At 63.7% G+C, this 26,290-nt stretch carries 26 protein-coding genes and 1 tRNA gene; 15 read left to right on the top strand and 12 right to left on the bottom strand.

All coding sequences use genetic code 11. The features are described from left to right. Positions 1–1,280: 1,280 nt before the first annotated feature. Complete coding sequence (gene rpsT, locus BcanWU425_RS37355) at positions 1,281–1,547, bottom strand: 30S ribosomal protein S20 (RefSeq protein ID WP_007598259.1); 267 nt, start codon at positions 1,545–1,547, stop codon at positions 1,281–1,283. 437 nt (positions 1,548–1,984) lie between these two features. On the opposite strand from rpsT, the gene BcanWU425_RS37350 reads away from it, so the two are divergent. From BcanWU425_RS37350 to BcanWU425_RS37340, 3 genes are all read left to right on the top strand, one after another. Then, entirely contained in the window at positions 1,985–2,302 is a 318-nt protein-coding gene (locus BcanWU425_RS37350) for a hypothetical protein (protein WP_007616084.1), read from the top strand. Between the two features lie 129 nt (positions 2,303–2,431). Beyond that, positions 2,432–3,088, top strand: a complete 657-nt coding sequence (gene msrA / locus BcanWU425_RS37345) for a peptide-methionine (S)-S-oxide reductase MsrA (RefSeq protein WP_231189573.1) — start codon at positions 2,432–2,434, stop codon at positions 3,086–3,088. A gap of 232 nt (positions 3,089–3,320) precedes the next feature. After that, on the top strand, positions 3,321–4,064 hold the full coding sequence (locus BcanWU425_RS37340) for a polysaccharide biosynthesis/export family protein (protein WP_018455842.1): 744 nt from the start codon (positions 3,321–3,323) through the stop codon (positions 4,062–4,064). 100 nt (positions 4,065–4,164) lie between these two features. Here the strand turns inward: BcanWU425_RS37340 and BcanWU425_RS37335 are convergent, their stop codons facing one another. The 4 genes from BcanWU425_RS37335 to BcanWU425_RS37320 all read right to left on the bottom strand — a co-directional run bounded on the left by BcanWU425_RS37335 (position 4,165) and on the right by BcanWU425_RS37320 (position 6,819). Then, on the bottom strand, positions 4,165–4,647 hold the full coding sequence (locus tag BcanWU425_RS37335) for a hypothetical protein (protein WP_026233038.1): 483 nt from the start codon (positions 4,645–4,647) through the stop codon (positions 4,165–4,167). A 136-nt stretch (positions 4,648–4,783) separates the two neighbouring features. Further along, positions 4,784–5,458 (bottom strand): dienelactone hydrolase family protein, encoded by a 675-nt coding sequence (locus BcanWU425_RS37330; RefSeq protein ID WP_204513066.1) that lies wholly within the window; start codon positions 5,456–5,458, stop codon positions 4,784–4,786. 240 nt (positions 5,459–5,698) lie between these two features. Next, on the bottom strand, positions 5,699–6,034 hold the full coding sequence (locus BcanWU425_RS37325; RefSeq protein WP_026233039.1) for a hypothetical protein: 336 nt from the start codon (positions 6,032–6,034) through the stop codon (positions 5,699–5,701). Between the two features lie 20 nt (positions 6,035–6,054). Further along, complete coding sequence (locus BcanWU425_RS37320) at positions 6,055–6,819, bottom strand: alpha/beta fold hydrolase (RefSeq protein ID WP_018455846.1); 765 nt, start codon at positions 6,817–6,819, stop codon at positions 6,055–6,057. 304 nt (positions 6,820–7,123) lie between these two features. Here BcanWU425_RS37320 and BcanWU425_RS37315 point away from each other — a divergent pair, with 304 nt between their 5' ends. The 3 genes from BcanWU425_RS37315 (at position 7,124) to BcanWU425_RS37305 (ending at position 11,253) form a co-directional block, all read left to right on the top strand. Then, positions 7,124–7,615 carry a (2Fe-2S)-binding protein gene (locus tag BcanWU425_RS37315; protein ID WP_007616069.1) on the top strand — a complete coding sequence of 164 codons (492 nt, stop codon included), beginning with the start codon at positions 7,124–7,126 and terminating at the stop codon, positions 7,613–7,615. Further along, positions 7,612–9,894: a xanthine dehydrogenase family protein molybdopterin-binding subunit gene (locus BcanWU425_RS37310; protein ID WP_204513067.1), complete on the top strand. Its 2,283-nt coding sequence runs from the start codon at positions 7,612–7,614 to the stop codon at positions 9,892–9,894. The genes BcanWU425_RS37315 and BcanWU425_RS37310 overlap by 4 nt, the downstream gene beginning before the upstream one ends. 264 nt (positions 9,895–10,158) lie before the next feature. Beyond that, the gene (locus tag BcanWU425_RS37305) at positions 10,159–11,253 is read left to right on the top strand and encodes an HD-GYP domain-containing protein (protein ID WP_204513068.1); all 1,095 of its coding nucleotides are present in this window, start codon (positions 10,159–10,161) and stop codon (positions 11,251–11,253) included. A 53-nt stretch (positions 11,254–11,306) separates the two neighbouring features. Here BcanWU425_RS37305 and BcanWU425_RS37300 read toward each other — a convergent pair whose 3' ends face one another. Further along, positions 11,307–12,887 carry an AMP-binding protein gene (locus tag BcanWU425_RS37300; protein WP_204513069.1) on the bottom strand — a complete coding sequence of 527 codons (1,581 nt, stop codon included), beginning with the start codon at positions 12,885–12,887 and terminating at the stop codon, positions 11,307–11,309. A gap of 107 nt (positions 12,888–12,994) precedes the next feature. Then, complete coding sequence (locus tag BcanWU425_RS37295) at positions 12,995–13,414, bottom strand: VOC family protein (protein WP_204513070.1); 420 nt, start codon at positions 13,412–13,414, stop codon at positions 12,995–12,997. Between the two features lie 125 nt (positions 13,415–13,539). Between BcanWU425_RS37295 and BcanWU425_RS37290 the strand changes: the two genes are divergently transcribed. Next, complete coding sequence (locus tag BcanWU425_RS37290; protein ID WP_204513071.1) at positions 13,540–14,514, top strand: Bug family tripartite tricarboxylate transporter substrate binding protein; 975 nt, start codon at positions 13,540–13,542, stop codon at positions 14,512–14,514. Positions 14,515–14,661: 147 nt separating this feature from the next. Continuing rightward, positions 14,662–14,940 carry a DUF3551 domain-containing protein gene (locus BcanWU425_RS37285; protein ID WP_204513072.1) on the top strand — a complete coding sequence of 93 codons (279 nt, stop codon included), beginning with the start codon at positions 14,662–14,664 and terminating at the stop codon, positions 14,938–14,940. A gap of 72 nt (positions 14,941–15,012) precedes the next feature. Here BcanWU425_RS37285 and BcanWU425_RS37280 read toward each other — a convergent pair whose 3' ends face one another. After that, a complete protein-coding gene (locus BcanWU425_RS37280; protein WP_231189570.1) occupies positions 15,013–16,260 on the bottom strand; it encodes a S1C family serine protease in 1,248 nt (415 codons plus the stop codon). A gap of 200 nt (positions 16,261–16,460) precedes the next feature. Between BcanWU425_RS37280 and BcanWU425_RS37275 the strand changes: the two genes are divergently transcribed. From BcanWU425_RS37275 to BcanWU425_RS37250, 6 genes are all read left to right on the top strand, one after another. Continuing rightward, on the top strand, positions 16,461–17,078 hold the full coding sequence (locus BcanWU425_RS37275) for a hypothetical protein (protein ID WP_204513074.1): 618 nt from the start codon (positions 16,461–16,463) through the stop codon (positions 17,076–17,078). Beyond that, positions 17,065–17,439 (top strand): winged helix-turn-helix domain-containing protein, encoded by a 375-nt coding sequence (locus BcanWU425_RS37270; protein ID WP_007616058.1) that lies wholly within the window; start codon positions 17,065–17,067, stop codon positions 17,437–17,439. Before BcanWU425_RS37275 ends, BcanWU425_RS37270 begins: the two co-directional genes overlap by 14 nt. A gap of 32 nt (positions 17,440–17,471) precedes the next feature. Next, entirely contained in the window at positions 17,472–18,212 is a 741-nt protein-coding gene (locus tag BcanWU425_RS37265) for a di-trans,poly-cis-decaprenylcistransferase (protein WP_085361990.1), read from the top strand. Between the two features lie 121 nt (positions 18,213–18,333). Further along, the gene (locus BcanWU425_RS37260; RefSeq protein WP_204513075.1) at positions 18,334–18,861 is read left to right on the top strand and encodes a GNAT family N-acetyltransferase; all 528 of its coding nucleotides are present in this window, start codon (positions 18,334–18,336) and stop codon (positions 18,859–18,861) included. Between the two features lie 111 nt (positions 18,862–18,972). After that, on the top strand, positions 18,973–19,659 hold the full coding sequence (locus BcanWU425_RS37255; protein ID WP_018455857.1) for a DNA-3-methyladenine glycosylase I: 687 nt from the start codon (positions 18,973–18,975) through the stop codon (positions 19,657–19,659). A 240-nt stretch (positions 19,660–19,899) separates the two neighbouring features. Then, on the top strand, positions 19,900–20,193 hold the full coding sequence (locus BcanWU425_RS37250; protein WP_007598221.1) for a hypothetical protein: 294 nt from the start codon (positions 19,900–19,902) through the stop codon (positions 20,191–20,193). A gap of 116 nt (positions 20,194–20,309) precedes the next feature. On the opposite strand, the gene dinB is transcribed toward BcanWU425_RS37250, so the two are convergent. Further along, positions 20,310–21,413: a DNA polymerase IV gene (dinB, locus tag BcanWU425_RS37245; RefSeq protein ID WP_204513076.1), complete on the bottom strand. Its 1,104-nt coding sequence runs from the start codon at positions 21,411–21,413 to the stop codon at positions 20,310–20,312. Positions 21,414–21,582: 169 nt separating this feature from the next. On the opposite strand from dinB, the gene BcanWU425_RS37240 reads away from it, so the two are divergent. Then, positions 21,583–21,792, top strand: coding sequence for a hypothetical protein (locus BcanWU425_RS37240; protein WP_085361988.1), 210 nt, complete (start codon positions 21,583–21,585; stop codon positions 21,790–21,792). A 92-nt stretch (positions 21,793–21,884) separates the two neighbouring features. Here the strand turns inward: BcanWU425_RS37240 and BcanWU425_RS37235 are convergent. The 3 genes from BcanWU425_RS37235 to BcanWU425_RS37225 all read right to left on the bottom strand — a co-directional run bounded on the left by BcanWU425_RS37235 (position 21,885) and on the right by BcanWU425_RS37225 (position 26,203). Next, a tRNA-Arg gene (locus BcanWU425_RS37235) sits at positions 21,885–21,961 on the bottom strand. Between the two features lie 74 nt (positions 21,962–22,035). Beyond that, entirely contained in the window at positions 22,036–23,091 is a 1,056-nt protein-coding gene (locus BcanWU425_RS37230; protein WP_204513077.1) for a sensor domain-containing diguanylate cyclase, read from the bottom strand. A gap of 1 nt (position 23,092) precedes the next feature. After that, positions 23,093–26,203 (bottom strand): bifunctional diguanylate cyclase/phosphodiesterase, encoded by a 3,111-nt coding sequence (locus BcanWU425_RS37225; protein WP_204513078.1) that lies wholly within the window; start codon positions 26,201–26,203, stop codon positions 23,093–23,095. Positions 26,204–26,290 lie beyond the last annotated feature (87 nt).

The following is a 26,290-nucleotide window of genomic DNA, read 5'->3' as shown; positions in this document are numbered from 1 at the left end:
CATTTGAGAACTTTTCTTGAGAGATAAGGTTGCGTGGTGAGCGCCATGCTGAGTTCCTGCCAGGGATACCTGCTCAGGGATATTTGCGATGGCGGGACCTCAAGCGATTTCACCTGCAGGCATGGCTCGACCGTTCGGCGGAAACGCCGCGTCCGGTCAGCAATGTCTAGAGATGGAGGGGTCGCGAGGTCAGCGCGTACTCGGCGCTCCGTTACACGCGGGAGGCTTGATGTCCGACGGATCTAAAACGGCATCGCTGGAAGTCGAAATGCTGGAAGTCGAAATGTGTTTCAATACCGCGTTGAGTTCGTAAGACATGATACCTCCCCGTCCTGCCGTGATTGCTCACGACAAGGTCCTGCGTGTCCAAACGACACCCGCTTCGTAGTCGGATGCCTGCCCGTGTACTCGTCGTCCGCTCGGCTTCGCCATCATGCCTGTCGGGGCAGCTTTCAAGATGTCTCTTAAGCGCGAGAGAAAGATCCCGCTTGGAGACATTCAGACAAAGAGCTACCGTTCCCACATTGCTGTGGGTTTTGATCCGACAATCGCTTGTTGAAGCGTCGCCTACGTGCACACCGCCGCCGATTTGCACGCTCGCCCCGTTTCCGATACCGCGCTGGTCTCAAGATCGTGGGCGCCGCTGACGTCTTAAGGAATACACTATGCGGAAAGACTCGCAACGGAATTGATTCACACTTGAGGCATCAAAAATCTTGATCTGCGTTAACGCCACGCGGCACTTGTGCACAGGCTTCAGAGCAAGTTTTTGGATTCGTGCACAGAATCGAAGATGCCGCGTCCGATGTGACAATTCTCCGCCACCGCCAAAAATTTTTTACAAAAGCGTCACGCGCGCGACGCGCGGGTGAATTTTCCAAATGCTTGGCCTCACTATGTCGATAAGTTGTTAGTGAGCCATCGTTTTTTGAGTCTCGTTTCACAGGGTAACTCCATCGCGTGACGCGATCCGGGGAAACTACGGTGTGCAGAACTCGCAAGCCCGCGAATTCAACTTGCGCCCGCCTCGCAGGGGCTTTTTGCACCGCGGTGCAAGTTTCCGCTGTTGCAAAACCATTCGCAGGTAAAACTACGGACGCGTCATGGTGCAAGCGCCGCAATCCTCCAATCGAAGGTCGTTCGACGCGTGACTGCTTGCGTGAATATGACGGGCAACAAAAAAGCCCGGCGTGAGGCCGGGCTATTTGACGCGTGTGATGTGCGATGTGATCGCCCGATCGAACGACTCGATCGGACGGCGTGCCAGAACGCTCGCAAGTTTACTTGGCGAGCTTGGCGATCTGCGCGGTGAGCCGCGAGACTTTGCGGCTGGCATTGTTCTTGTGAATGATGTTTCGCTGCGCGGCGCGCATCAAGGCGGGCTCGGCATTCGCCAGCGCCGTCACGGCAGCGGCGCGGTCGCCGGTCTTGATCGCTTCTTCGACGTTACGTACGGCACCGCGCATCTGGGTGCGGCGCGACTTGTTGACAGCGGTGCGGCGGGCGATCTTGCGCGTCGCTTTCTTGGCGGAAGTGGTATTGGCCATGGTCTCAATGTCCTTTGCGGGTACCGGTCGCGTCTTGGTCGGGTAGCGCCGGCTTGCTTGACCGCGTAATCGACGCTCGGAATTAGGGTGTTCGGTTGCTAGGCTGTTCCCGGAACATGAGCGACGGCCTTGCGGCTGCCTCTGAGGCCCAAGGAGCCTCTCAGCCCAAGGAACCTCTCAGCTCAAGGAGCCTCTAAGCCCAAAGAGCCTGCATCTGCTCAAAGAACAGCGGCGGCAGGATTGCGCCCGCCGCCAGTTGGCGCCCTTATAGAGAGGGTCTTCGGCACCGTCAACGCTTTCCCGGGCTGCAAAAGCAGCCCCTCAGAACCGGGGTGAGTGCCGTAACGCCCTGAAGAGGTTGAATTTCTGCCGTCTCCCTTGTATTGGCTGGCGGCGTTCCGAGGGTCGTCCGATCGGACGACTATATAGGGTGAGGCATGATCCGCGGCTTTTTCCGACTGATTGGGCTGTTGCTGCTCGCCGGCGGGTTCATCTTCATGGTCTATGATGGCGCCCGCTGGGTGGCCGACCAGACCCTGCGGTTCACCCGCTTCGGCCAGTTCTGGAACGACATCAATCAGGCCAGCCAGACGGCATTCCGGACCTGGGTCGAGGCCAAGGCGCCCTGGCTGTGGACCTCGGTGATCCGCCTGGTGCTGGATCAGCCGGTTTTCGCCGTCCTCGGCATTCTCGGCATCCTCCTGATGATCCTGTTCCGCCCGCGCAAGCCGTTGATCGGCTATTCCCGGGATTGAGCTTTCGAGCATGCGGCGCTGTAACAGGGCTGCCGCTCCGTGCGTAAAGACCTATATTCCCACCTGATCGCGAGCACGCCGCCTGAGTAATTAGCCCAGGCGATGCACGGCTCGTTCGGAGATCCGTCCATGCTGTTCATGCGCAAGACCACCGCATTGCCGAGTGCCGCGGAAGCGCTGCCGGGCCGTGCGCAAGCCATTCCGACCGCGACCACCCATTTCGTCAACGGCGCGAAGTTGCAGCCGCCTTATCCCGCCGGTCTCGAGCAGGCGGTGTTCGGGCTCGGCTGCTTCTGGGGCGCCGAGCGCAAGTTTTGGGAGCTCGGCGACGGCGTTTACACGACTGCTGTCGGCTATGCCGGCGGCCACACGCCGAACCCGACCTATGAAGAGACCTGCTCGGGCCGCACCGGTCACACCGAAGTGGTGTTGGTCGTGTTCGATCCGAACAAGGTGTCGTACGAGAAGCTATTGAAGACGTTCTGGGAGAGCCACAACCCGACGCAGGGCATGCGTCAGGGCAACGACGTCGGCACGCAGTACCGGAGCGCGATCTACACCTATTCAGACGCGCAGAAGAAAGCGGCCGATCAATCGAAGGCGCTCTATCAGAAGGCGCTTGCTGCAAAAGGTCTCGGCACCATCACCACCGAGATCGCACCCGCCGGCGAATTCTACTTTGCCGAGAACTATCATCAGCAATATCTGGCCAAGAATCCCGCCGGCTATTGCGGCCTGGGCGGCACCGGCGTGTCCTGCCCGATCGGCGTCGGTGTGAGCGCGTAAGCTGGTCCCTCGTCATGGCCGGGCTTGTCCCGGCCATCCACGATCTTTCGTGCGGCACCAAGAACGTGGATGCCCGGGACATAGGCGAGCGGAAGCGACGCCGTCCTTCGGACGGCTACGCCCGGGCATGACGGAGTGTTTGGTACCATTGCCAAGCCACCCGCCCCCTCAACGCTTTATTAACCATAACCGGTGCATCACTGGATCTGTCTCGTTTCGAGGGATAAGTCCGGTGCCGGTTGCACGCGCGTTTCGATGGTCGATCTCGGCAGCATCCCTGGCAGCGTCCGCCGCGCTGACCCTTGGCGGCTGCATGCAAACCGCTGGTCCCGTCGCCTATGTGCAGCCGCGCGCCGATCTCGATTCGATGGTCTATGGCCAGCCGTACAACGCGCCGCAGCCCGCCGTCGTCGGCAGTGGCGGCGGTGCCATCGCAGCACTCAGCAATTCCTTTGCCTCGCCTGCGCCCATGCCGGTCGGTTATGCCGCGCCGATGGCGGCGCCTGTTCGCTACGATGCCTCCTATCATCTCGACGCCGGCGACAAGCTGCGCGTGGTTGTCTACGGCCAGGAAGGTCTCACCAACAGCTACGCAATCGACGCCGGCGGCTCCATCACCATGCCGCTGATCGGCGGCGTGCCGGCACGCGGCCGCACCCCCGCGGGTCTTGCCGGCGAGATCGCCGCAAGGCTGCGCAACGGCTACATTCGCGAGCCCTCGGTCGCCGTCGAGATCGAGGCCTATCGTCCGTTCTTCATTCTCGGCGAAGTCTCCGCGCCCGGCCAGTATCCTTACGTGCCGAACATGACGGTCGAAAGCGCCGTCGCGATCGCCGGCGGCTTCTCGCCCCGCGCCAAGCGCGACGTGGTCACCGTCACGCACACCGAAGCCGGCGGCGCCATGCGCGCCGTGGTGCCGCTCGGCACCCCCTTGAGCCCCGGCGACACCGTGTTTGTCGGCGAGCGCTGGTTCTAGAGCGTTTTCGAGCGAAGTGGATACCGGTTCGCGTAAAGAAAACGCGTCAGAAAAGAATCTAGAGCCTCGGTTCTGATGCAATCAGAACCGAAGCTCTAGCTCACCGCCTGAAATCCAGACGCCCGTTCGGAAAACATCCGTCGATCCTGGTGGCGTCGACCACCAGTCCAACCCATGGCCGTGTGATCGCCGGGTTGGTCAGGTTGATATATTTCCCGACCAGGCGACCCGCGCGATCACGCGCCGTATCGATCAGCCCGTGCCGGCGGCCATGGTCCCAGTCGAAGCGGAGGAAAATGCGCTCGCCTGCGACCCGCACCTCCGCGCGTCCTTCTTTCCAGGCTTGCGGCGTATCGCCGGCAATGGTCGGATCTGCGCCGCCATTCCAGCGGCTGGCCCAGATGCCGTCGAGCGGGTCTGACTGTGCCGCGATAATTGCCCATGCCGCCGCGTTGACGTCAGCCGCATCGCCGGCAAGCGCGGCGGTTGCGGCATAGTCCATGACGTCGCGATCATCAGGCGCGGGCACGTCCATGGTGCCGAACGGATTGCGGATGACGATGTTCGTATTGGCCTGCTGCATCATGATCTCCCGGCGCGAATTGGCTTGATCAGCCAGCTCTATCGCCGGGCAGCAGGATGCAGCCACCCGATTCCTGCTCGTCATCCGGGGCGCGCGAAGCGCGAGCCCCGAATGACAGCGAAGACAGCCGCGCGCGCTACGATTTCAAATGCTTCGCGAAAAATTCCATGCTGCGCGGCCAGGCGATGTCGGCGCTGGCCTTGTCGTAGCTCGCCCGCTCGTCGCAATGGAAGCCGTGCTGCGCGCCCGGATAGACGAAGACCTCCACGTCCGGCCGCTTCGTCTTGATGGTCTCGACGTCGGTCAGGGGAATGCCGGCATCCTTTTCGCCAAAATGCAGCTGTGTCGGAACTTTTGGTGTCTCGTCGGCAAAGCGTACGACGGCGCCGCCGTAATAGCCGATCGCGGCCTTCAGGCCCGACAGCCGCGTCGCCGCGACGAAGGCGATGCTGCCGCCCAGGCAAAAGCCGATGATGCCGACCGGGCCGACGCTCTTCACCGCATCGATCGCCGCCTGCGTGTCGCGCAGCATCGCGTCCCAGTCCGGACTGGCGACGAACTTGCGCGCTTCCGCGATCTCGTCGGGCGAGTAGCCGGACTGGAAGCCCGGCGAGGTCCGGTCGAAGATCGACGGCGCGATCGCGACATAGCCTTCCCCGGCGAGGCGATCGCAGACCGAGCGGATGTGATGGTTGACCCCAAAAATCTCCTGGATCACCACCACCGCGCCCTTCGCCGTGCCGGCGGGGTCAGCGCGATAGGCACTGAGCTGGAATTTGTCGGAGGCCGTCAGCTTGATATCCTGTCGCACGCGGGTTGTCCTTTTGGTTAGTCTTCGATTGCGGGTTCCGCTCGTTCCACAAACTCGTCATGCCCGGGCGTAGCCGTCCGAAGGACGGCGTCGCTTCCGCTCGCCTATGTCCCGGGCATCCACGTTCTTGGTGCGGTAGGAAAGATCGTGGATGGCCGGGACAAGCCCGGCCGTGACGATGTGGCAGCTCCAACGCATGATGGCGCAGAGACGATTGCTCTGCGTCATGAAAAGCCACTCTCACTCCCACATCCAGTTCTCGCCATAATCCTCCTTCCAGCCCGCCAGCCGTCCGTGGCGGAATTGCAGGAACAGGCGGTGACGGGTGGGGATCAGTCTGCTGCCGCCGATGTTGCGAAGGGCGAGATAGATCTCGTTGCCGGGGCGTCCCCGCACATATTGCAGCGGTTGCCCCAGCGCCCGCGCAGTCTGGTCGGCATCCATGCCGAAAGCGAGCGGCGTGTTGTTCGACAAGGTCGCGACGAAGGGCAGGCGGGGCAATGTCCCGCCGAGTTGCTCGGCTTGCGCGGATGCTGACAGCAACACCGCGCCCGCAGCCAATATAGCTCGCTTCATCGCCACTGTTCCTGTCCGACCTATTCCGGCAAGTTCTTCAGGAAAGGCAGCACCGCGTCAACAAAAGCCTGTGGCTGGTCGATGTTGACGGCGTGTCCGGCGGCGGGGATCACGACTTTTTGTGCGCCGGGAATTTTCGCGGCCATGTAGTCCGAGGCAGCTAGGAACGGCGTGTCGTCGGCGCCGACCACGATCAGGCTGGGCACCTTGATCTCCGGCAGCAGCTCGATCACCTTCGCATCGCGCTGGGTCAGCATGCCGCGTGCGGCGAGCGCCAATCCCCTGGCATCGCGATGGCTCGCGGTGGCGCGCTCGCGCGTTGCCGCCTTCAGCACGTCGAGCCCTTCGCGATCGAATTTGTCGGCAGTGGCGAGCGCGCGCGCATTCCAGGCCTCGCGTGCATCGTCCTTCTTGAAGCCGGGGCCGGTGTCGATGATCAGCAGCGCGCGGACGCGCTTTGGATGCGCGCGAGCGAAGGCAAGCGACATGTAGCCGCCGAGCGAGAGCCCGCCAATGATGGCGCGCTCCGTGCCGACCACATCGAGGATCGCGGCGATGTCGCCGACGGTGAGTGCTTCGCTGTAAGCGGCGGGATCGTCGGGATAGTCGGACTGGCCGTGACCGCGCATGTCCCACAAGATCAGCTTGTGATCCCGGGCAAGTGCCTCGACCTGCCCATGCCACATTGCCGAAGTCGATGAGTAGCCGTGGGTGAGCAGCAGCGGCCAGCCCTCGCCATGAACCTCGTAATGGATTCCAACGCCGTCCCGATCGATCTTAGGCATTGCATCCACCTTATTATCTTGTCTTCCCCCATCTTAACGCGCCGGGTTACTCGGAGGAAACTGCCTGAATGCGATGGCCTGCCTGCTTGGCGTGCACTCTGTTGCGTTCAGCCGCTGCATCACCGCTGTTCTCGCAACGCACAAGATGCGCGCGCCTCGTTTGTTTCGATCGATTCCAAATTGCATTTGCCTCCGCGCCTGAACGCGATCATTCTTGCGATCAAGGCTGGCGCCGGCCCGGTGGGCGTCCGCTACTCAAGTTGCCGCCGTAAGCGGCTTCATGCACCGGCAGGGGAAGACGCCTATGCCAACTCTCACCATCAACGGGCGGAGTCTGTCCGTGGATGCGGCGAACGACACGCCGCTCCTCTGGGCGATCCGCGAGCAATTGCAGATGACCGGCACCAAATTCGGCTGCGGTGCCGGCCTGTGCGGGGCCTGCACCGTGCACGTCAACGGTGAAGCCGTGCGTTCGTGCCAGACCATGGTCGGCGATGTCGCCGGCAAGAAGATCACCACCATCGAAGGCCTCGCCGCCAAGGGCGACCATCCCTTGCAGAAGGCATGGATCGCCGAACAGGTGCCGCAATGCGGCTACTGTCAGTCCGGTCAGATCATGCAGGCGGCCTCGCTGCTGGCGAAGAATCCCAACCCGACCAAGGAAGAGGTCGTGGCGCATATGGACGGCAATCTTTGCCGTTGCATGACCTATTCGCGGATCCAGAAGGCAATCATGCGCGCCGCAACCGAGATGCGCACCGCATCCGCCTCCGGCAACGAGCGGAGGCCCACATGAACAAGCACGTGAACAACGTTGCGCCCGAGGCGACCGATCTCAGCCGCCGCTCCTTCCTGGTCGGCACAGCGGCCACCGGCCTCGTGCTCGGCTATGCCGGCGTGCCCGGCATCGGTGAGGCGCTTGCGGCGCCTTCGAACTTCGAGCCGAGCGTTTGGTACGCGATCGCGCCCGATGGTCTCGTCACCGTCACCTGCGGCAAGGCCGACATGGGCCAGCACATCGCATCCACCATGGCGCAGATCGTGGCCGAAGAGCTGGGCGCGAAGTGGAGCGACATGCGCGTACAGCTTGCCTCCAACGATCCGAAGTTCAACGATCCCGTGTTGGGCGCTCAGATCACCGGCGGCAGCTGGTCGACCATGATGAACTTCGAGGCCATGAGCCGCGCCGGCGCTGCCGGGCGGATGGCGTTGACAGAAGGCGCGGCCGCCGCGATGGGCGTGCCGGCGTCGGAGCTCGTGGTGCGCGATTCCATGATCTCGCACCCGAAGTCGAAGAAGGCGATGTCCTTCGCCGATGTCGTCAAGAGCGGCAAGGCGACAAAAACCTTCACGCCGGACGAGCTGAAGGCGATCAAGCTGAAGACGCCGGATCAATACACCATGATCGGCGTGTCGGTGCCGCAGCTCGACATTCCCTCCAAGACCAACGGCACGGCCAAATACGGCATCGACGTGATGCTGCCAGGCATGGCCTATGGCGCGGTCGTGACGCCGCCCGTGCGCTTCGGCGCCACGGTGAAATCGGTCGACGACAGTGCCGCCAAGAAAGTGCCGGGCTTCATCAAGGCCGTCACCCTCGACGACAAGACCGGAACGACCTCGGGCTGGGTCGTCGCGGTCGCCGGCACCTATGCCAACGCCAAGAAGGCGGCGCAGGCGCTCAAGATCGCCTATGACGGCGGTCCAAACGCGAAGGTGTCGAGCCAGTCGCTGCTCGACGAGGCCATGCGGCTTCAGAAGCAGGAGGATTCCGGCCAGTTCTTCGTCAAGGACGGCGATCCCGCGGCGGCGTTCGGCACGGCGGCCAAGGTGCTGGAGGCGGAGTACACCACCAGCATCAATATCCATGCGCCGATGGAGCCGATGAACGCCACTGCGGAGTTCAAGGGCGAGATCCTGCACATCTATTCCGGCAACCAGTTCGCAACGCGCTCCGGCGCGATCGCGGCGGGTGCGGCCGGGATCGATCCGAAGTTCGTGGTCATGCATCAGATGTGGCTCGGCGGCGGCTTTGGCCGCAGGCTCGATGCCGACATGATGATTCCGGCGGTGCAGGCGGCGAAGGCCATCGGCAAGCCGGTGAAGGTGATCTATACGCGCGAGAACGACATGACGATGGATTTCTCGCGTCCGCTCACCTACCAGAAAGTGAAGGCAGGCGTGGACGGCGACGGCAAGCTCATCGCGCTCAGCCACGACGTGGTTTCGGCGTGGCCGACCCAGCGCTGGGGAATACCCGATTTCCTGACGCCCTCGGTCGACAAGAAGGGTCCGCTCGACTCCTTCACGGTGAACGGGGCCGACTTCTTCTACACCGTGCCCAACCATCATGTGCGCGCGATCAAGAATGAGATGGCGCACAACGCGACGCCGTCCGGCCAGCTCCGCTCGGTCGCGCCGGGCTGGACCTTCTGGGCGGTCGAAAGCATGATCGACGAGATCGCGGCGGCGGCGGGCAAGGACCCCGCGCAGTTCCGCATCTCGCTGCTCGACGGTGCAGGCAAGAACGACGGCGGTGCGCAGCGGCTGCGCAATACGCTGCTCGCCGCGATGGGTCTTGCCGGCTACGGCACCAGGAAGCTGCCGAAAGGTGAGGGCATGGGCGTGGCCTGCGTCTCGTCGCAGGAACGCGCGACCGCAAGCTGGACGGCCTGCGTCGCTCACGTCGCCGTGGCGCCATCGGGCGAAGTGACCGTGAAGAAGCTCACGGTCGCCACCGATGTCGGCACGCAGGTGCATCCCGACAACATCCGCGCCCAGGTCGAGGGTGCGGCGCTGTGGGGCCTGTCACTGGCGATGTACGAGAAGGCGACGCTGAAGGACGGTGGCATCGAACAGACCAATTTCGACAGCTACACGCCCTTGCGCATGAGCCAGGTGCCGGAGGTCGCGATCGCCGTGATCGCCAATGGCGAAAAGGCCACTGGCGTCGGCGAACCCGCGGTGACAGTGATCGCACCCGCGATCGGCAATGCCATCTTCAACGCCTCGGGCGCCCGCGTCCGGGCCCTGCCGATCACGGCCGAAGCCGTGAAGGGCGCGATGAAGGCGTAAGGCTGGTTGCGATTGTTGACCTGACATGATCCGCCGGGGGCAGCCCCCGGCGGATTCGTCGTTAAAAAAGCCCTGTGTTTGCAACCACATCTCTACTGTGCATGGGGTTGTTTTCGAGGTTTTTGATTGGAACCGCCGGGGACGCGAATTCCGTAAAATTGTCCCAGATTCCGCAGGGTTCCATTGAGCACGCCTCTTAAGGGCCGGAGAACCTGATCCGGCTTAGGCTTTTGCCCGAAACACGCCCGTGCTCTTGGGGAAGCCATGAACGCCTCAGCCAAACCCGCCGCCAAACGCCGGCTTCTGCTCGCCTCCGACCGGAGCGACGAGAGCACCGAGCTCGCCAGCATTCTCAAGGCGGTCGGCGACGTTGCCACTGTAACGACGCAGGAGCTCCCCGAGCAGCCCTCGCGCGATCTCTCCGGCCTCGTGGTCGACATCAATCTGCGCTCGCCCGACAGCGTGCAGCGGGTGCGCAACAAGCTGCGCGGCGACGCCTATCGCGCCATGCCTCGTCTGTTCGTGCTTGCGGACGCCCTGCATCACGGCACCATGCAGGCCTGGGCGCTGGGCGCCACCGACACCATCTCGCGGCCGCTTCAGCCCGAGGACATCCTGCAGCGCATCCGTGCGGCCTTCCCCGACACCGCCGTCTATGACGCGACCGATCGCGGCAAGACGCTCAATCGCGGCGTCGAGGCCGCGCACGCGGTACTGAAGAAGATGTTCGAGAAGCTGCCGCTCGGCGTACCCCTGACCTTCGACGACATCATCGCCGCCGAGAGCAAGATCCTGAAGGCGATCAAGCACTCCTCGCTGCGCGAGTGGCTCACCACGGTTGGCTGCCACCATGTCGGCAGCTACCGGCATTGCCTGTTCGTGACCGGATTTGCGGTCTCCTTCGCCCAGCACCTCGGCATGCGCGAGGACGACCAGCGCCGGCTGACCCGTGCCGCGCTGCTGCACGACGTTGGCAAGGCGTTCGTTCCCTCCGCGCTGCTCGACAAGGCCGGCAAGCTCACCGACGAGGAGATGGCCGAAGTCCGCCAGCATCCGCGCCGCGGCTATGACGCGCTCGCAGCTCAAGGCGGCTTTCCGCCGGAGATGCTGGACGTCGTGCTGCATCACCACGAATTCCTCGACGGCTCGGGCTATCCCAACAATCTCTCGTCGAACCAGATCAGCGATATCGTGCGGGTCACGACGATCGTCGACATCTACGCGGCACTCGTGGAGAAGCGCGCCTATCGCATGCCCTTCACCCACTCGCGCGCGTTTGCGATGATGGAAGGCATGGGCGGCAAGCTGGACCAGCAGCTGTTGCAAGCGTTCCGCCCGGTGGCGCTGGGATCGTTCTGAACTCCGGTGTCGTCCTGGCGAAAGCCAGGACGACATTGTGGTAATCGCTCGTGCTACCCCACCATCTTCCTCAGCTCCGCCTTCGCCACCTTCTCCAGCGTCGAGCGCGGCATGTCGTCGACGAAGCGGATCTCGCGCGGCATCTTGAAGTCGGCAAGGCCGGCGCGGCAGGCGGCCATCACGGCGTCGTGCAGATCAGGCCGGGCACCGGCGACGCCACCCTGCGGGATGATGAAGACGACCGGCACCTCGTCCAGCATTGGATGCGTCTTCGCCACCACGGCGGCCTCGCGCACGCCGGGGACCAGTGCGACCACCTGCTCGATCTCCGACGCCGCGACGTTCTCGCCGCCGACCTTCAGCATGTCCTTGCTGCGGTCTGCGAAGCGAATGTAGCCGTTCTCCAGCCGCCCCACGCGGTCGCCGGTGAGAAAGAAGCCGTGCTCGTCGAAGCTCTCGCGCGTCGCCTTTTCGTTGTGCAGATATTCGGCGAACAGCGACAGGCCGACAATGCCCTTGATCGAGAGATTTCCGGTGCCGTCGATTTCGGTCGGCCGCCCGTCGTCGTCGGTGATGCGGATTTCATATTCCGGCGCGGCGCGGCCGATCGACATCGGGATGTTGGGCTGGTCGATCTCGCCGACGATGCCGTGGGTGATGGTCTCGGTCATGCCCCACCAGCCGATGATCTTGACTCCGAAGGCGGCGAAGGCCGGCGGCTCGTTGATCGCGGTGCCCCACAGACGGAATTTGTGATCGCGCGGGATGTCCTGTTCGAGCAGCGCCTTCATGCAGAACGGGATCGTCGAGGTCCAGGTCGAGCCGTGCTCGCGCGCAGCGCCCCAGAACCGGCTGGCGGAAAAGCGCGGCTGGATCACGCAGGTGGCGCCGACCCATAGCGTCGCCAGCATCGAATAGGCCAGCGCGTTGGTGTGGAACAGCGGCAGATAGGCCTGATGCACGTCGCTTGCGTGCAGGTCTTCGTGCGCGGCGTTGATCTTGGCGCCCCACAGCGCGTTGGCGTGGGTCCACAGCACCGCCTTGGGGCGCGATGTCGTGCCCGAGGTGTATTGCACGCTGCACGGCGCGAGCGGATCGATCGCGCGCCTGGGACGGTCGGCGCTATCGGCGAACAGCTCCTCAAAGCTGTCGCCGCGTGAGACCGGGTTCCCGGGCGGCGCGCCCGCATCGTGCGAAGTCACCGCCATCCAGCGGATGTTGCGGCAATTCTGCGCGACGATCTCGGCATAGGCCGGCTGTGTGATCGCGGCGACCGCGCCGCAATGATCGGCAAAATAGTCGAGTTCGGCCGGCGCCGAGCGCGTGTTGGTGGTCACCGCGATGGCGCCGAGTTCGACACAGGCGAACCAGGCCAGCAGCGCCTCGATGCAATTGTCGAGGTGAATGAGCACATACTCGCCCGGCTTGACGCCGCGCCTCCCCAGTCCCGCCGCGAGCGCGCCAACCCGCTCGTGAAACTCGCCATAGCTCCAGCGCCGCGCGGGCGCGTCGAACGGCGCCCAGATCAGGAACGGATGCGAGCTGCTCACCTCAGCCCGCATCTTCAGCAGCCAGGGCACATCGAGCCCGTCGAACGGGCCTACGATTCCGGCGGCGGCTTGCGAAGTCGGCATATGTCCTCCCGTGCAGCCTGCATCTTGCCGGCGGCCGCGCTTTGATGATTGCGTCTTCCTGCTCTCTCAGCCCTCATGCGACGGTGCGTGGGGCAGGCGGCTTGGCCTTACCGGCCGCCGTCCTCGTATGACGAAATCTCGATCAGGCTGCCATCCGGATCCCTGCAATAGACCGAGCGCAGGGTGCCGCGGGCGCCTTGCTTGGGAACCGGGCCCTCTTCGATCGCAACGCCATGTGCCTTCAAATGCGCCACCACCTCGTCGGGGCTGGCGGAGGTGAGGAAGCACAGATCCTCGCTGCCGGCGGTCTGGTGGTCCGCGGTGAACCACTCCACCTTGTCGGCATCGCGCGGCCGGACGTTGATCTTCTGGTTACCGAATTGTAGCGACGTCCGCGGCGCTTTGCCGCCGCCGGGGTCGAATACCTTGACTTCCATGCCGAGAATCTTGCCGTACCACTCGGCGGTCACTGCGACGTCCGCGACGTTGATCACGAGATGATCGAGGGCTTCGACCTTGACCGCCATGCCTTATCCTTTCGTCGTGATGCGCCCCGTGTACTTTCCGCCTGCGGCAAGCTTTGTTACAACCGCGCCGACGCCATTTTCAAGCTATCTGGCTTCAAGAACAACACGTTGGGAGAACCCTTGAGATGATCACACGCCGTACCGCGCTGAGCCTGCTCGCCGCCAGTCCGCTTGCAGCCAGCCCGCTGTCGAAGGCCCTTGCCGCCGATTACCCGACCCATCCGGTGAAATGGGTGGTCGGCTATCCGCCGGGCGGAGCCACCGACATCCTGGCGCGCCTGATCGGCCAGCGGTTGTCGGAGAAGTTCGGCCAGCAATTCGTGATCGAAAACAAGCCGGGTGCCGGCAACAATATCGCCACCGAATCGGTCGTCAACGCCGAACCCGACGGCTACACGCTGCAACTGGTCAATCCGGCCAACTTCATCAACGCCTCGCTCTACACCAACCTGAAGTTCAACTTCGTGCGCGACATCGCGCCGGTCGCCTCGTTCCAGCGCGTGCCGAACGTGATGACCGTCAACAAGGACGTGCCGGCCAAGACCGTCGCCGAGTTCATCGAATACGTGAAGGCCAACCCCGGCAAGGTCAACATGGCCTCCTCGGGCAACGGCACCTCGGTGCATCTGTCCGGCGAGATGTTCATGGCGCTGACGGGCTGCAAGATGCAGCACGTGCCCTATCGCGGCGCCGCACCCGCGATCACCGACATGCTCGGCGGCCAGGTGCAGGTGATCTTCGACAACATGCCCTCGATCATCCAGCACATCCGGTCCGGCTCGCTCCGCGCCATCGGCGTCACCACGGCTGAGCGCTCGCCGCAGCTGCCCGACGTGCCGGCGATCGGCGAGACCGTGAAGGGCTACGAGGCGAGCGCGCTGTTCGGCATGGGGGCGCCGAAGAACACGCCCAAGGAGATCATCGCCAAGCTCAACAGCGAGATCAACACGCTGATAAAGGAGCCGGACATGGCCAAGCGCCTGGTCGAGCTCGGCGGCGAGCCGCGGGCGCAGACGCCCGAGGCGTTCGGCGAGGAGATCAAGGCCGAGACCGAGAAATGGAAGAAGGTCGTCGAGTTCGCCGGCCTGAAGGTCGAGTAGCGATTTTGTGATGTGCGCGATTGGAGCCCTGCCCGTTCGGCAGGGCTTTTTTCTTGGATGCCGTGCCATTGAGCTGGAATAAAGCGGCTTCGTGAAACCTGATGGGTATATGGCGCGTATGATGCGCTGTGAGGAGAGGAGTAGATCATGCGTAAGACGCAATTGGTGCTGGTGGCACTCGGCGTGACGGCGCTTGCCGGCTTCGCGACGGTTACGCCGGCATCGGCGCGCGACTATCCTTGGTGTGCCCAGGGCGGTGAGTATGATTATCCGGGGGAATGCTCCTATAGCAGCTATAAACAATGCCAAGCCAGCGTGTCCGGCCGGCTGCTGTACTGCGATCGCAATCCCCGCTTTGCCTACAGCCAGGTTTCTCCGGCGCAACCGCGATCGCACCGGCGGCCGCGCCCCGTCGCGCCGTACTAGCGAGCTGGCTGACTTCAGCCCGGTTGGAGCGCTTCGTACAGGCTCGACGCCTCCAGCCGGCCCGCGTTGCCGCTACCGCTTCGCGTCGGCCTGCTCGATTCCGTTGCACGAGATCAGCATCGTGTAGGGCCGCGCATTGCCCGCGATGTCTGTGGTCTTGATCTCGCCTTTCGGTTCGGCAGTCTGGTAAGGCACCACGGAGTTGTCGAGGAAGTCGCGCAACGCGCCGGTCTTGATCGCGAAGTTGATGTTTTCGGGGATGTTGCCGGTCGCAGCGGCCATCCGTAATCCGTCCAGCTTTCCCGTAACGACGCCAACGATCTGCCCGGTGGTGTCGAACAGCGGGCCGCCGCTATTGCCGGGCTGCACCGGCGCACTGATTTGCAGGAAACGCGAATCGTTGCGCATGCCGCTGAGCGAGCTGACGATGCCGGTCGTGACGGTGAAGTCCGAAGTCAGCAGCCCATGGAAGGGAAAGCCGATCGCGACGACGGAATCGCCGGAGCGGATCGAGCGGTCGCGGATCCGGGCGAACTCCTTGAACGTGGTCGTCGACGGCGCCTGCAGCAACGCGAGGTCGTTGTTGGCGTCGCTCGACACCACGCGCAAAACCATTCCGGCTTCGCCCGTGAGATTGCCCTTGATGTCGCCGACGCAGCCATTGATCACATGGTTATTGGTGACGACGTGTCCGCTGGCGCTCACGACGAACCCGGTGCCGCTCTTGGCTCTGGCAGGTTTGCTGCCGTTGGCTGGCGGTCCCTGCTTGTCCGGCGCTGGCTGCGGCTTGGCGGCGATCTTGGTGAAGTCGCCCGCCTTGTCGAGCCCGTCGGCTTTCACCTTGGTGACGCAATTGGCCAGTGCCGCAATCACGGGCCCGGCCGAGGTCAGGTCGAAATTCAGCACGGTGCGGCCGCTCGTCGCGACCATCAGGCTTGCCTTCTGAAACGTTCGTACCACGTTGGCAGGCATGACGGAGCTGAGCATGTTCGTCTGGTTGGCCGTGGCGAACAGTCTGGCCTGCTCCTGTCCGTCAAAGATGACGTCGATCGCGGCGTTCTCGCCCTGCTTGAAGCGGTAGCTGGGACTGGCAAAGCTCAAGATCCACGAGCCCCCAGCATTCTGGCCGACGACGAGAATGACGCCGTTGGCATAAGGCGCCGTCGCGGCACAATGCGAGAAGGCTCCCCTTTCGTCATTGCTGAACGCGCCGCCGACCCAGTTGCCGATTTTGACGCTGCCGAATGGGCCGGCTGCCTGTGCTGCGGTGACGACGCTCACCTGCAATAATGACGCAACGATGAATGACTTAAGCCACATACTCTCCCCCCAGCGCGTTCGCGCGCATCTTATCTGCGGGAGGAGGTTTCGCGCAACCGGCAGTTGTCTGTTGAGGACGGGTCCTCTCGGACGACGTTCGGGACTTGCCTTTACTTTGCGATCCGATATACTTTGCGGTACAAAGTAACGGGACCGATAGTCCCGGCAAACATGGGCGGAACGAGGTTTTGGCGTTGCCAATGCGCGATCTCGACAAGGCGCTGGCCGACATCGTGGCGATCCGCAGCCAGATTGCGGCCGGCACGGCATTTCGCGGTTACGGCCCGGCGACGATGGCCGCGACCGGCGCGGTCGCGCTTCTCACCGCGATCCTGGAATTCTGGCTGCTCGGCGATGCCACCGGCGAGCCGCTCGCTTTCTTCTTCGGCTGGTTCATTGCCGCCGCGCTCTCCGGCCTGATCATCGGCATCGAGATGCGCGCGCGTTCGCGCCGCCATCATTCGGGCCTCGCTGATGCCATGATCCACCAGGCTGTCGAGCAATTCCTGCCCGCTGGCGTTGCCGGTGTGCTGCTTGCGGTGGTGATGTGGAAGTTCGCGGGCGAAACGCTGTGGCTGCTGCCGGGCCTGTGGCAGATCCTGGTGTCGCTCGGCATTTTTGCCTCCGTCCGTTCGCTGCCGCGCACCGTGGCGCTCGCCGGCGCCTGGTATTTCATATCCGGCTTTGCGGTGGTGGTGCTCGCGAGCCAGACCCATACGCTGTCGCCATGGACCATGGGCCTGCCCTTCGTGATCGGGCAATCGGTGATGGCGGGCATTCTGTATTTCGCATCGGGAGACCATGATGTCGAAGATTGACAGCGCACCGTTCTCTTATGAAGGACTGGACCGCGTGATCCACGAGAAGGCGAGGCTCGGACTTCTGACCTCGCTGATGGCGCATCCGAAAGGTCTGGCGTTCGCCGATCTCAAGCAGCTCTGCGGCCTCACCGACGGCAATCTCAGCCGGCATCTCGCCGTGCTCCAGGAAGCCGGCCTCGTCGAGGTGACCAAGGGCTATGAGGGCAATCGCCCGCACACGACCTGCCGCCTGACCAAGGCCGGCCGCCGCCGCTTCCTCGACTATCTCGCCGTGCTCGAACGCCTGGTGCGCGACGCAGCCAAGGCTGCCGGCCGCGAGGCGGCGCCGCTCGGCCGTCTCGGTATCGTCTCGACCTGATCCTCCCCCTTTTTTTGACCGGAGACTTTGCAATGCAAAGTGACCTTGTGTCCCGCAACGAGAAGCTTCACGTCGGCATCATCATGGATGGCAACGGCAGATGGGCGACGCGGCGCGGCCTGTCGCGCGTGCGCGGCCATGAGGCCGGCGTCGAGGCGATCCGCCGCATCGTCGAGGCCGCGCCCAAGCAGGGCATCGGCACGCTGACGCTCTACGCCTTCTCGACCGACAATTGGCGAAGGCCGAAGGCCGAGGTTGCCGCGCTGATGACGCTTCTGAGATTCTACCTCGGCAACGAGGTGCAGAGCCTGGTCAAGAACGGCGTGCGCCTCACCGTGATCGGCCGGCGAGACCGCCTGCCCGACGGTATCGCCAATGCGATCGCGCGCGCGGAAGACGCCACCGCGCACGGCGGCACGCTTCATCTGCGCATCGCCGTCGACTATTCCGCCCGCGACGCCATCCTCAACGCGGCGGCGAAGGCGGCGGCGCTGACGAGTCTCACCCGCGAGGCGTTCTCGCAGCTCGTCACCGGCGAGGCCGGTTTGCGCGACGTCGACCTCATCATCCGCACCTCGGGTGAGAAACGGCTGTCGGACTTCCTGCTCTGGGAAGGTGCCTATGCCGAGCTGCACTTCACCGAGCGGATGTGGCCCGAATTCGACGCGGGCGATCTCGCTGCGGCCCTGGCCTCCTTCCACGGCCGCGAGCGTCGCTTCGGCGGCCTCCAGGCGATCGTGCCGGAGGAGGTGCCTTCACTCTCTCGCGTGTGACGCCCGGCACCGAGCAACGAACTGTTCGTTTTCGGCCGCAAGATTGGCAGCACCGTCCAAGCGGTAAGCGCGCGGTCTCGGCTAGGTGTGCATTCGATGCAACCTGCCGAGAGCCGCGCGCATGTCACAGCCGTTGCTGGATGCCATTGTCGAGTCAGCCGAAGGCAACGCCACGCTTCGTATCAGGCCGGCCAGCGCGTCCGATGTCGAGATCCTCTCGATCTATTTCACGAGCCTCTCCACGACATCGCGCAACAAGCGCTTCATGGGCGCGCGGGCGGACTTTGCAATGATCGCGGCCGAATGCGTCGCCAAGACCAGCAATCCCGGTCATTTCACCCTGCTCGCCGAGATCAGGCACGAAGGGCAGGGCACGATCATCGGCGAAACCAGATACGCCTACGATGCGGCTGCACGGCATGGTGATTTCGCCATCTCTGTTGCCGATGGCTTTCAGCGCCAGGGCGTCGGCCTCCAGATGATGACGGCGATGGAGAGGCACGCGAGCGATCTCGGTCACGAGATGATTGCAGCCGAGACCGCGCGCGTGAACGCCGAGATGCGCGGTCTTGCGAAGAAAGCGGGGTTCGAGGACACCGCTCTCGGAGACTGGCAGTCGGTCCATCTCGCGAAGCGTCTGTCGCGATAGCCGGGCTTGCCGCGAACCGAGCAAGCGCGACCGAAGTCGGCGGACGTGGCGGAGCTGGACCCGAGCGTCGAATTCTGGTGTCGTGGCACACCCTCAATCGCGTGTCTCCCAATGACCTCCTTCAAGACCATTCGTGCGCGCGCCGAAAAACGCAAGGGCGGGCCCAAGGCGCTCGAAAAGCTGATGCCGGAAAAGCCCGACCTGAAGGGCCTCGCCAAACGCGGCGACGACCGCATCCTCGCAGAGATGACGAAGCGTGTGTTTTGCGCGGGCTTTGCCTGGAGCGTGATCGAGACGAAATGGGACGGGTTTGAAGACGCCTTCCTGCGTTTCCAACCGGCCAAGCTCACCTTCCAGCCGGAGGATTATTGGGAGGACCTGCTGCGCGACGCGCGCATCGTGCGCAACGGTGCCAAGATCATGTCGGTGCGCGACAACGCGGCCTTCGTCCAGGAGATCGCAAGAGAGCACGGCAGCTTCGGCAGGTTTCTGACGAAGTGGCCGCCGTCCGACCAGATCGGCCTGCTCGAGCTTCTAAGCAAGCGCGGCAGCCGTTTGGGTGGCAATACCGGCCAGATGCTGCTGCGGTTCGTCGGCTGGGACGGCTTTGTGACGTCCAGGGACGTCGTGGCCTGCCTGCGCGATGCCGGTCTCGACATTGCCGAAGAGGTCAAGTCGAAGGGCGATCTCGCCAAGGTGCAGGCGCAGTTCAACGCCTGGGCCGAGGAGACCGGGTTGTCCTACACATATCTGTCACGCATCTGCGCGCTCTCTGTTGGCGAGAACAGAAGCGAGTAACGAATTCGGCTCTTGAAATCAGCTCTTGGAATTTGGCTCTTGGGATGTTGAATCATGTGCATCCTGTGGCGATCTGGTGCCGCAAGCGCGGCAGACGCGACGCGCGATCACGAAATGCATTTCTCCGGAACATTTGTGCGTAGCACCTGTTCGGAAGATTGGGCCAGGCGAACATCAGCGCAGGGAACGCCCGCTCTGGCTCAGCTCAGTGAAACCGACGTGACAGAAACGGAGCAGCTCATGAAGCTCACATCCGAACAGGTGAAGCAGACCGTCAACCAGCTCGGCGCTCAAGTGCTGCCCGACGAGCATCCCGCCATGCCGCAGCTCAACAGCATGTTCGGCGAGCACACTTTCTTCGTCGATGAGACGGGGCTGAAGGTCGTCGAGCCCACGGCGCCGCCGGGCACCGAGCGCCAGAGCGGCGAAGTGGTCAGCCTCGCGGATTGGGGCGATTCCGAGCTGACTCGCCTGATGGCGCACGAGCCCGAACCGACGGGCGTGATCGTCGTGTTCGAGCACGTGAGGCATTGATCGGGCCCCAGCGGAGCGACCTTGGGTGGCAAGTCTGAAAACCCGCCACCGTAGATTCGCGTTGCGAGCGCGCTCTACGTGGCTGTCTGCGTCCGTCGAAAGCCCGTCGGTTTGGTTCAGATGCCGAGAGTCAGCTGCGGCGGCTCCGCATCGTCCCCGGCTTGGAGCGAAGACAGCGAGACCCCCAGCAGCCTGACGCTCTTGGGCAGCGGAATCTCGACTTCGAGCAGGCCGCAAGCCAGCCGCTCAAGATCGTCCCGGCCTGCAACCGGCGAAAGAGCGGACCTGCTGCGCGTGATGATCTCGAAGTCGGCAAACTTGATCTTCAAGGTGACGGTGCGGCCACGGCTGCCCGTCGCATCGCAATGGCGCCACACCTTGTCGACGAGCGGCTTGAGCTCGGCGACCAGCGCGTCGAATTCGGTGAGATCGCTTGAGAACGTGGTCTCCGCGCCGATGGACTTGCGGACCCGGTTGGCCCGGACCGGCCGTTCGTCGATACCGCGCGAAATCCAGTAGTAATAGGCGCCCGACTTGCCGAAATTCGCATTCATGAACTCCAGCGTCTGACGACGAATATCGAGACCGGTGAACATGCCGAGCGCGTTCATCTTCGCACCCGTGGCCGGGCCTATCCCATGGAATTTTCCGACCGGCAGGGTCTCGACGAAGGCGGGTCCCATCTCCGGTGAAATCACGAACTGACCGTTGGGCTTGCGATGATCGGAGGCGAGCTTGGCCAGGAACTTGTTGTAGGAGATGCCGGCCGAAGCGTTGAGGCCCGTCTCGGCCTTGATCCTCTCGCGGATCCTGAGCGCAACATCACGCGCCAGCGGGATGCCTTGCAGGTTTTCCGTCACGTCGAGGTAGGCCTCGTCGAGCGACAACGGCTCGATGATCGGGGTATGCTCCGCGAAGATGTCGCGGATCTGCCTAGAGATCGCCTTGTAGACCTCGAAGCGCGGCTTGACGAAGATCAGATCGGGACATTGTCGCTTCGCCGTCACGGATGGCATGGCAGAGCGAACGCCGAACTCGCGGGCCTCATAACTGGCGGCCGCGACGACGCCACGTTCCGCGGAGCCTCCGACGGCGACCGGCTTTCCGCGCAGCTCCGGATGGTCGCGTTGTTCCACGGACGCGTAGAAGGCATCCATGTCGATATGGATGATCTTGCGGACGGGCGAAGCTTCGCCGGTCGCCGTGTCGGATTCGCTCATGGCAAGATGATACAATCGAGCGATGAGAAGCGCGAGGTGGGTGTGGTTCAGCGCTCGAGACAGGCTGGCCGCCGCTCCGGGATGTCCCACTTCATCAAAAAAACAATCTCAGGCTTGTGAGTGGCCAGCATGGCCACGCGCTCTAATATGAGGCTGCGGAGGACAGCCCATGCAATACAGCTCCGAACTCATTCGAACGATGCGTCAGGCGCTGGAGGCCGTGATGGCCAGCGTGCCGCCCGATCAGTCGGTGTTCGGCCTGAAGGCGGCGGTCGCCGAATGCATCCTGAAGGCGGCCGCACACGGTCAGACGTCGTACGCCGGACTGGTGACGTCGGCTTCCGACCAGGTCCAGACGATCATCTCGATGCTGAATTGAGCGTGGGCTTGCGCCGAGCAGACGATGGCTCCGGCGCGAGCGCTATCAAGGAAATTCGGGTGAGGGTGCTCCCAGCGCGGACTGGAAGAGACTGGCGCACCCGACACGATTCGAACGTGTGACCTTTGCCTTCGGAGGGCAACGCTCTATCCAGCTGAGCTACGGGTGCTAGTGGAGGTTCATTTAGCCGATTGGCGGGGGGCGGGCAACCGCTTCCGCCTTCTTCTGCCAGGCCGATTTGGGCTAGGCTGATTTACGGGCCGCGCGGCCAGGAACCGGCACGCTGTCCCGCCCGAGCTTGGCGAACTCGGCGAGCAGCCGTTCGGAGCACATGACGCGGTTGCGGCCGAGCCGTTTGGCCGCATAGAGCGCCTGGTCAGCGGCGCCCAGCAGCCGTTGGGGGCTGCCGTCGGTTTCGCCCGGAATGTGGCTGGCGACGCCGACGCTCAGGGTGACGTGGTCACCGGCCCCGATGGCGCCATGGGTGATCCGCAAGGTCATCACGGCGCAGCGGATCTCGTCGGCGATGGCGCAGGCGGCATCGCAATCCATGTCCGGCAGGATCAGCGCGAATTCCTCGCCGCCATAGCGGCTGGCGAGATCGAGCGGGCGCACGGCATGCCGGCTGACGACGGACGCGACCGCGCGCAGGCATTCATCGCCGCTCTGGTGGCCGTGGCGGTCGTTGAACAGCTTGAAATGATCGACGTCGACGAACAGCAGCGCCATCGGCTTCTGCGTCCGCTGGGCGCGGGCCCATTCGCTCATCAGCATCTGGTCGAACGCGCGGCGGTTCGACAGGCCGGTCAACCCGTCCTTGGTGGCAAGCTCCTTCAGGGCCATCTCGGCGCGCTTCTGGTCGGTAAGGTCGCGCAGCGTCTCCACCACCGCGATCAGATGGCCGGCCTCGTCGTGGATCGGCCCGGCGTCGATGGCGAGATAGAGCTGGCTGCCGAGCTTCGGCATCACGCACCAGTTTTCGGCGCTGAAGCCAAGCCCGTTGTGGCCGCGCGCGCCATACTCCGAATAGAACTCCGGCAGCTGTTCAGGGCGGTCGAGTGCGACGAGGTCAGCGAGGCAAGGGCGCCTGGTCTCGTAGAAGGCCTGCCAGTGCTTATTGGTGCCGATCACCTCGGAGGCGGCGACACCGGTCAGCCGCTCGCAGGCCCTGTTCCAGATCACGACGCGGCGCTTGGGGTCGATCACGAAGGTCGGCACCACCAGATGCTGCATCAGCCGCACGGCATAGGAATCCGCAACGTCGACCGTCTTGGCTGGCGTTTTCCCCGGCTTCGCCATCTCAGGCCACCGCCGCCACCGGCAAGGCATGGCTCGAACCGAACAGCTTTCGCACTTCGCTGGCCGGCTTCGGTCTGCTGAAGAGATAACCCTGCATCTCCGTGCAGCCGAGCGCACGCAGCATCTCGCGCTGCGCCTCGGTCTCGACGCCCTCCGCGACCGTGGTCATGTCGCTGGCGGCGGCGATGTTCACCACCGCCTGCACGATCACGGGCGCGCCGCTCGTCTCGGCGATATCAGCGACGAAACAGCGGTCGATCTTGATCTTGTCGAACGGAAAGCGCTTCAGATAGCTGAGCGAGGAGTAGCCGGTGCCGAAATCGTCGAGCGCGATGCGCACGCCGATGGCGCGGAGCTGGTGCAGGATCGAGAGCGCCGCCTCGTCGTCGCGGATCAGCACGGCCTCGGTGATCTCGAGCTCGAGCCGGGAGGGGGCAAGTCCGGAAGCGACGAGCGCGCCGGCGATCCGCAGTGCCAGCGTGTCGCATTTGAGCTGCACCGGCGAGACGTTGACCGCGACACGCACATGCGCCGGCCAGGTCGCGGCCTCGTTGCAGGCCATGCGCAGCACCCAGTCGCCGAGCTCGTTGATCAGGCCGGTGTCCTCGGCAATCGGAATGAACTCCGCCGGCGACACCATGCCGCGCTCGGGATGCCGCCAGCGCAGCAGCGCCTCGCAGCCTGTGACCTCATTGGTGCGCAAGTCGACCAGCGGCTGATAGTGGATCTCGAAACCGCCGTTCACCAGGGCCTGCCGCAGATCCTGCTCCAGGCTCAGGCGCGCCTTGGCGCTCGCATCCATCTCCGGCTCGAAGAAGCGGTGAGTGCGGCGTCCTCCGGCCTTGGCGCCGTACATCGCGAGATCGGCATTCTTGATGAGCTGGTCGAGATCGGTGCCGTCCCGCGGCGCCATCGCGATGCCGATGCTGGCGTCGGTGGAGAGCTGATGGCCGAAGCAGTGATAGGGCCGGCGGATCGCCTCGAAGATCCGCGTCACGAATGACACCACGTCGGCGGACGACTTGATGCCGGTCTGGATCACCGCGAATTCGTCGCCGCCGAGCCGCGCGATCAGGTCGTCCTGTCCGAGGCAGCCGCGGATGCGGGCGGCGATTCCCTTCAACAGCTCGTCGCCGACGTGATGGCCGAGCGAATCGTTGATGCCCTTGAACTCGTCGACGTCGATATAGAGCAGCGCGAACTGACTGCCGCCGCCGACCTTCTCAAGTTCGCGCTCGATCTGCTCGCGGAATAGCGTCCGGTTGGGCAGGTCGGTGAGCGCATCGTAATGCGCCATATGCGCGATCTTCTCGTCGGCGCGCCGTCGTTCGGTGACGTCCTCGACCACGTTGATGAGGTAACGCGGCTCGCCGGAATTGTCGCGGATCCCGATCCGGGTCGAGGTGATGTAGCGCATCCCCTTGGCCTGGCTCTGCCAGGCATGTTCGTCTTTGAACAAACCCTCGGTCATCTGCAGCGCCTTGCTGTCGTCGTCGGTGACGACTCTGGCGGAGGCATCCGGGTAAATGTCGAAGGGAGTCTTGCCAACGATGTTTTCACTCGATTGGCCGAATTGCTCTTCCGCGGTCCGGTTGACCAGCAGATATTGCCGCGTTTGAGCATCCTTCACCGTGATCTGCGATGGGATGTGGTCGATGATCTCGCGCAGGAACATGTAGTTGCGGTCGCGTTCCTGCTCCAGATTGCGACGTTCGGTGATGTCTTCGATCGTGGCCACCCATCCGCCCTGCGCGAGTGGGGTGTTGATGACCTGGAAAGCGCGGCCGCTCGGCAAGTGATGGCTTCTGGTGGAGACCGTGCCCTCCGCGACGATCCTCATGACGTCGGCGCAAAATGCCTCGACATCGCCTTCGAACGCGCCGCGCTCCTTGCGATGATACATCGCCTCGCGGATGTGACAGCCGGGCTTGATGACGTCGTGGGAGAGGCCGAACATGTCGGCGTAGCGGCGGTTGCAGGTGACGATGTATCCGGCTGCATCGTACAGGATCAACCCTTGCGACATGTTGTTCAAGGCGGTGTCGAGCCGCCCTCGCTCCGCTTCCAGCCGCTGCTGCGCCTCCCGATTCTGACGGCTGATCTGGCGAACGATCAGGAACAGGATCAGCGCAATCACGGTCGCCGAAAGCGCGGCGGTGGTGACCATGAAACCGGTCTGCTGCCGCCAGTCGGCCAGCGCCGCGCTCGTGGTGTTGGTTGCGACGATGACCAGCGGGAAATGCGAAAGCGAGGCGCCGGAGCCGAGGCGCTCGTCGCCGTCGATCGGGCCCCTGACGCGCAGGGTGTGCCGGCCACCTTCGGCCAGCATCTTGCGCATCAGCGGCGCGTCCTTGAAGTCCCTGCCGATCAGCTCTTCGACATGCGGGTAGCGCGACAGCATCTTGCCATTGCGGTCGAACAGCGAGATCGCCGTGCCCTCCGCAAGCGCAACGGATGCGAAATAGTTCTGGTAGCTGTCCGGATCGATCCGGCGGACCATCGTGCCGAGGAAGCTGCCGTCCACGCCGTTCAGCCGACGCGCGACAATCGTGGTCCATTTGCCGATGATGAAACTGCGGACCGACTCCAGAATTACCGGTTCGGCCATCGGATCGGATTTGAAGGTCTGGAAGTAGGCGCGCGAGGAGATGTTGATCTTGGGCAGCGGCTGGGCTCGCGACCAGTTGATCAGTTCGCCATCGGCATCGTAGATCGCGATGTCGCCGAGATAAGACACCGAGCTGATCTTGCTCCGCAGCATCTGGTTCGTCGCAGGTCCGGACATGCGCTCGCGGAACATCGCGGCGGAACTGATCTCCGGCAGGTTCATCTGCCCGATCACATCGGCGGCGACGACGTCCGCATCTTCGAATTGCTGATCGAAGTGCCGCGCGATCAGCTGCACGGTATTTTCCAGCTCGCGCTCGCGGTTGGCCAGGGTACGTTCGCGAAATTCGCCGACGGCCATGGCGGTCACGGCGAAGATCCCGGCGACCAGCAACACGCCGCACAAAGTGAGCCACAGCACCGGTCCGCGCCGAATGGCTGCCTCCCAGCCGTGCTTCGCGGCTAGGAGCATTCGTGACGCAATCTCTGCAAAGACCTGGCGCATTCCCTCCCCCTGGAAGGACAGGAATACACCGCACAAATGGCGTAAAGCTTAGGAAAGCCAGTTACCTGGGCGTTAATCTCGTTGCAC

Origin of the sequence: Bradyrhizobium sp. WU425 (assembly GCF_021052305.1) — a bacterium.
GTDB lineage: Bacteria > Pseudomonadota > Alphaproteobacteria > Rhizobiales > Xanthobacteraceae > Bradyrhizobium > Bradyrhizobium canariense_D.
Note: the sequence above shows the minus strand (reverse complement) of the source record. Positions and strands in the feature narration are given on the sequence as shown.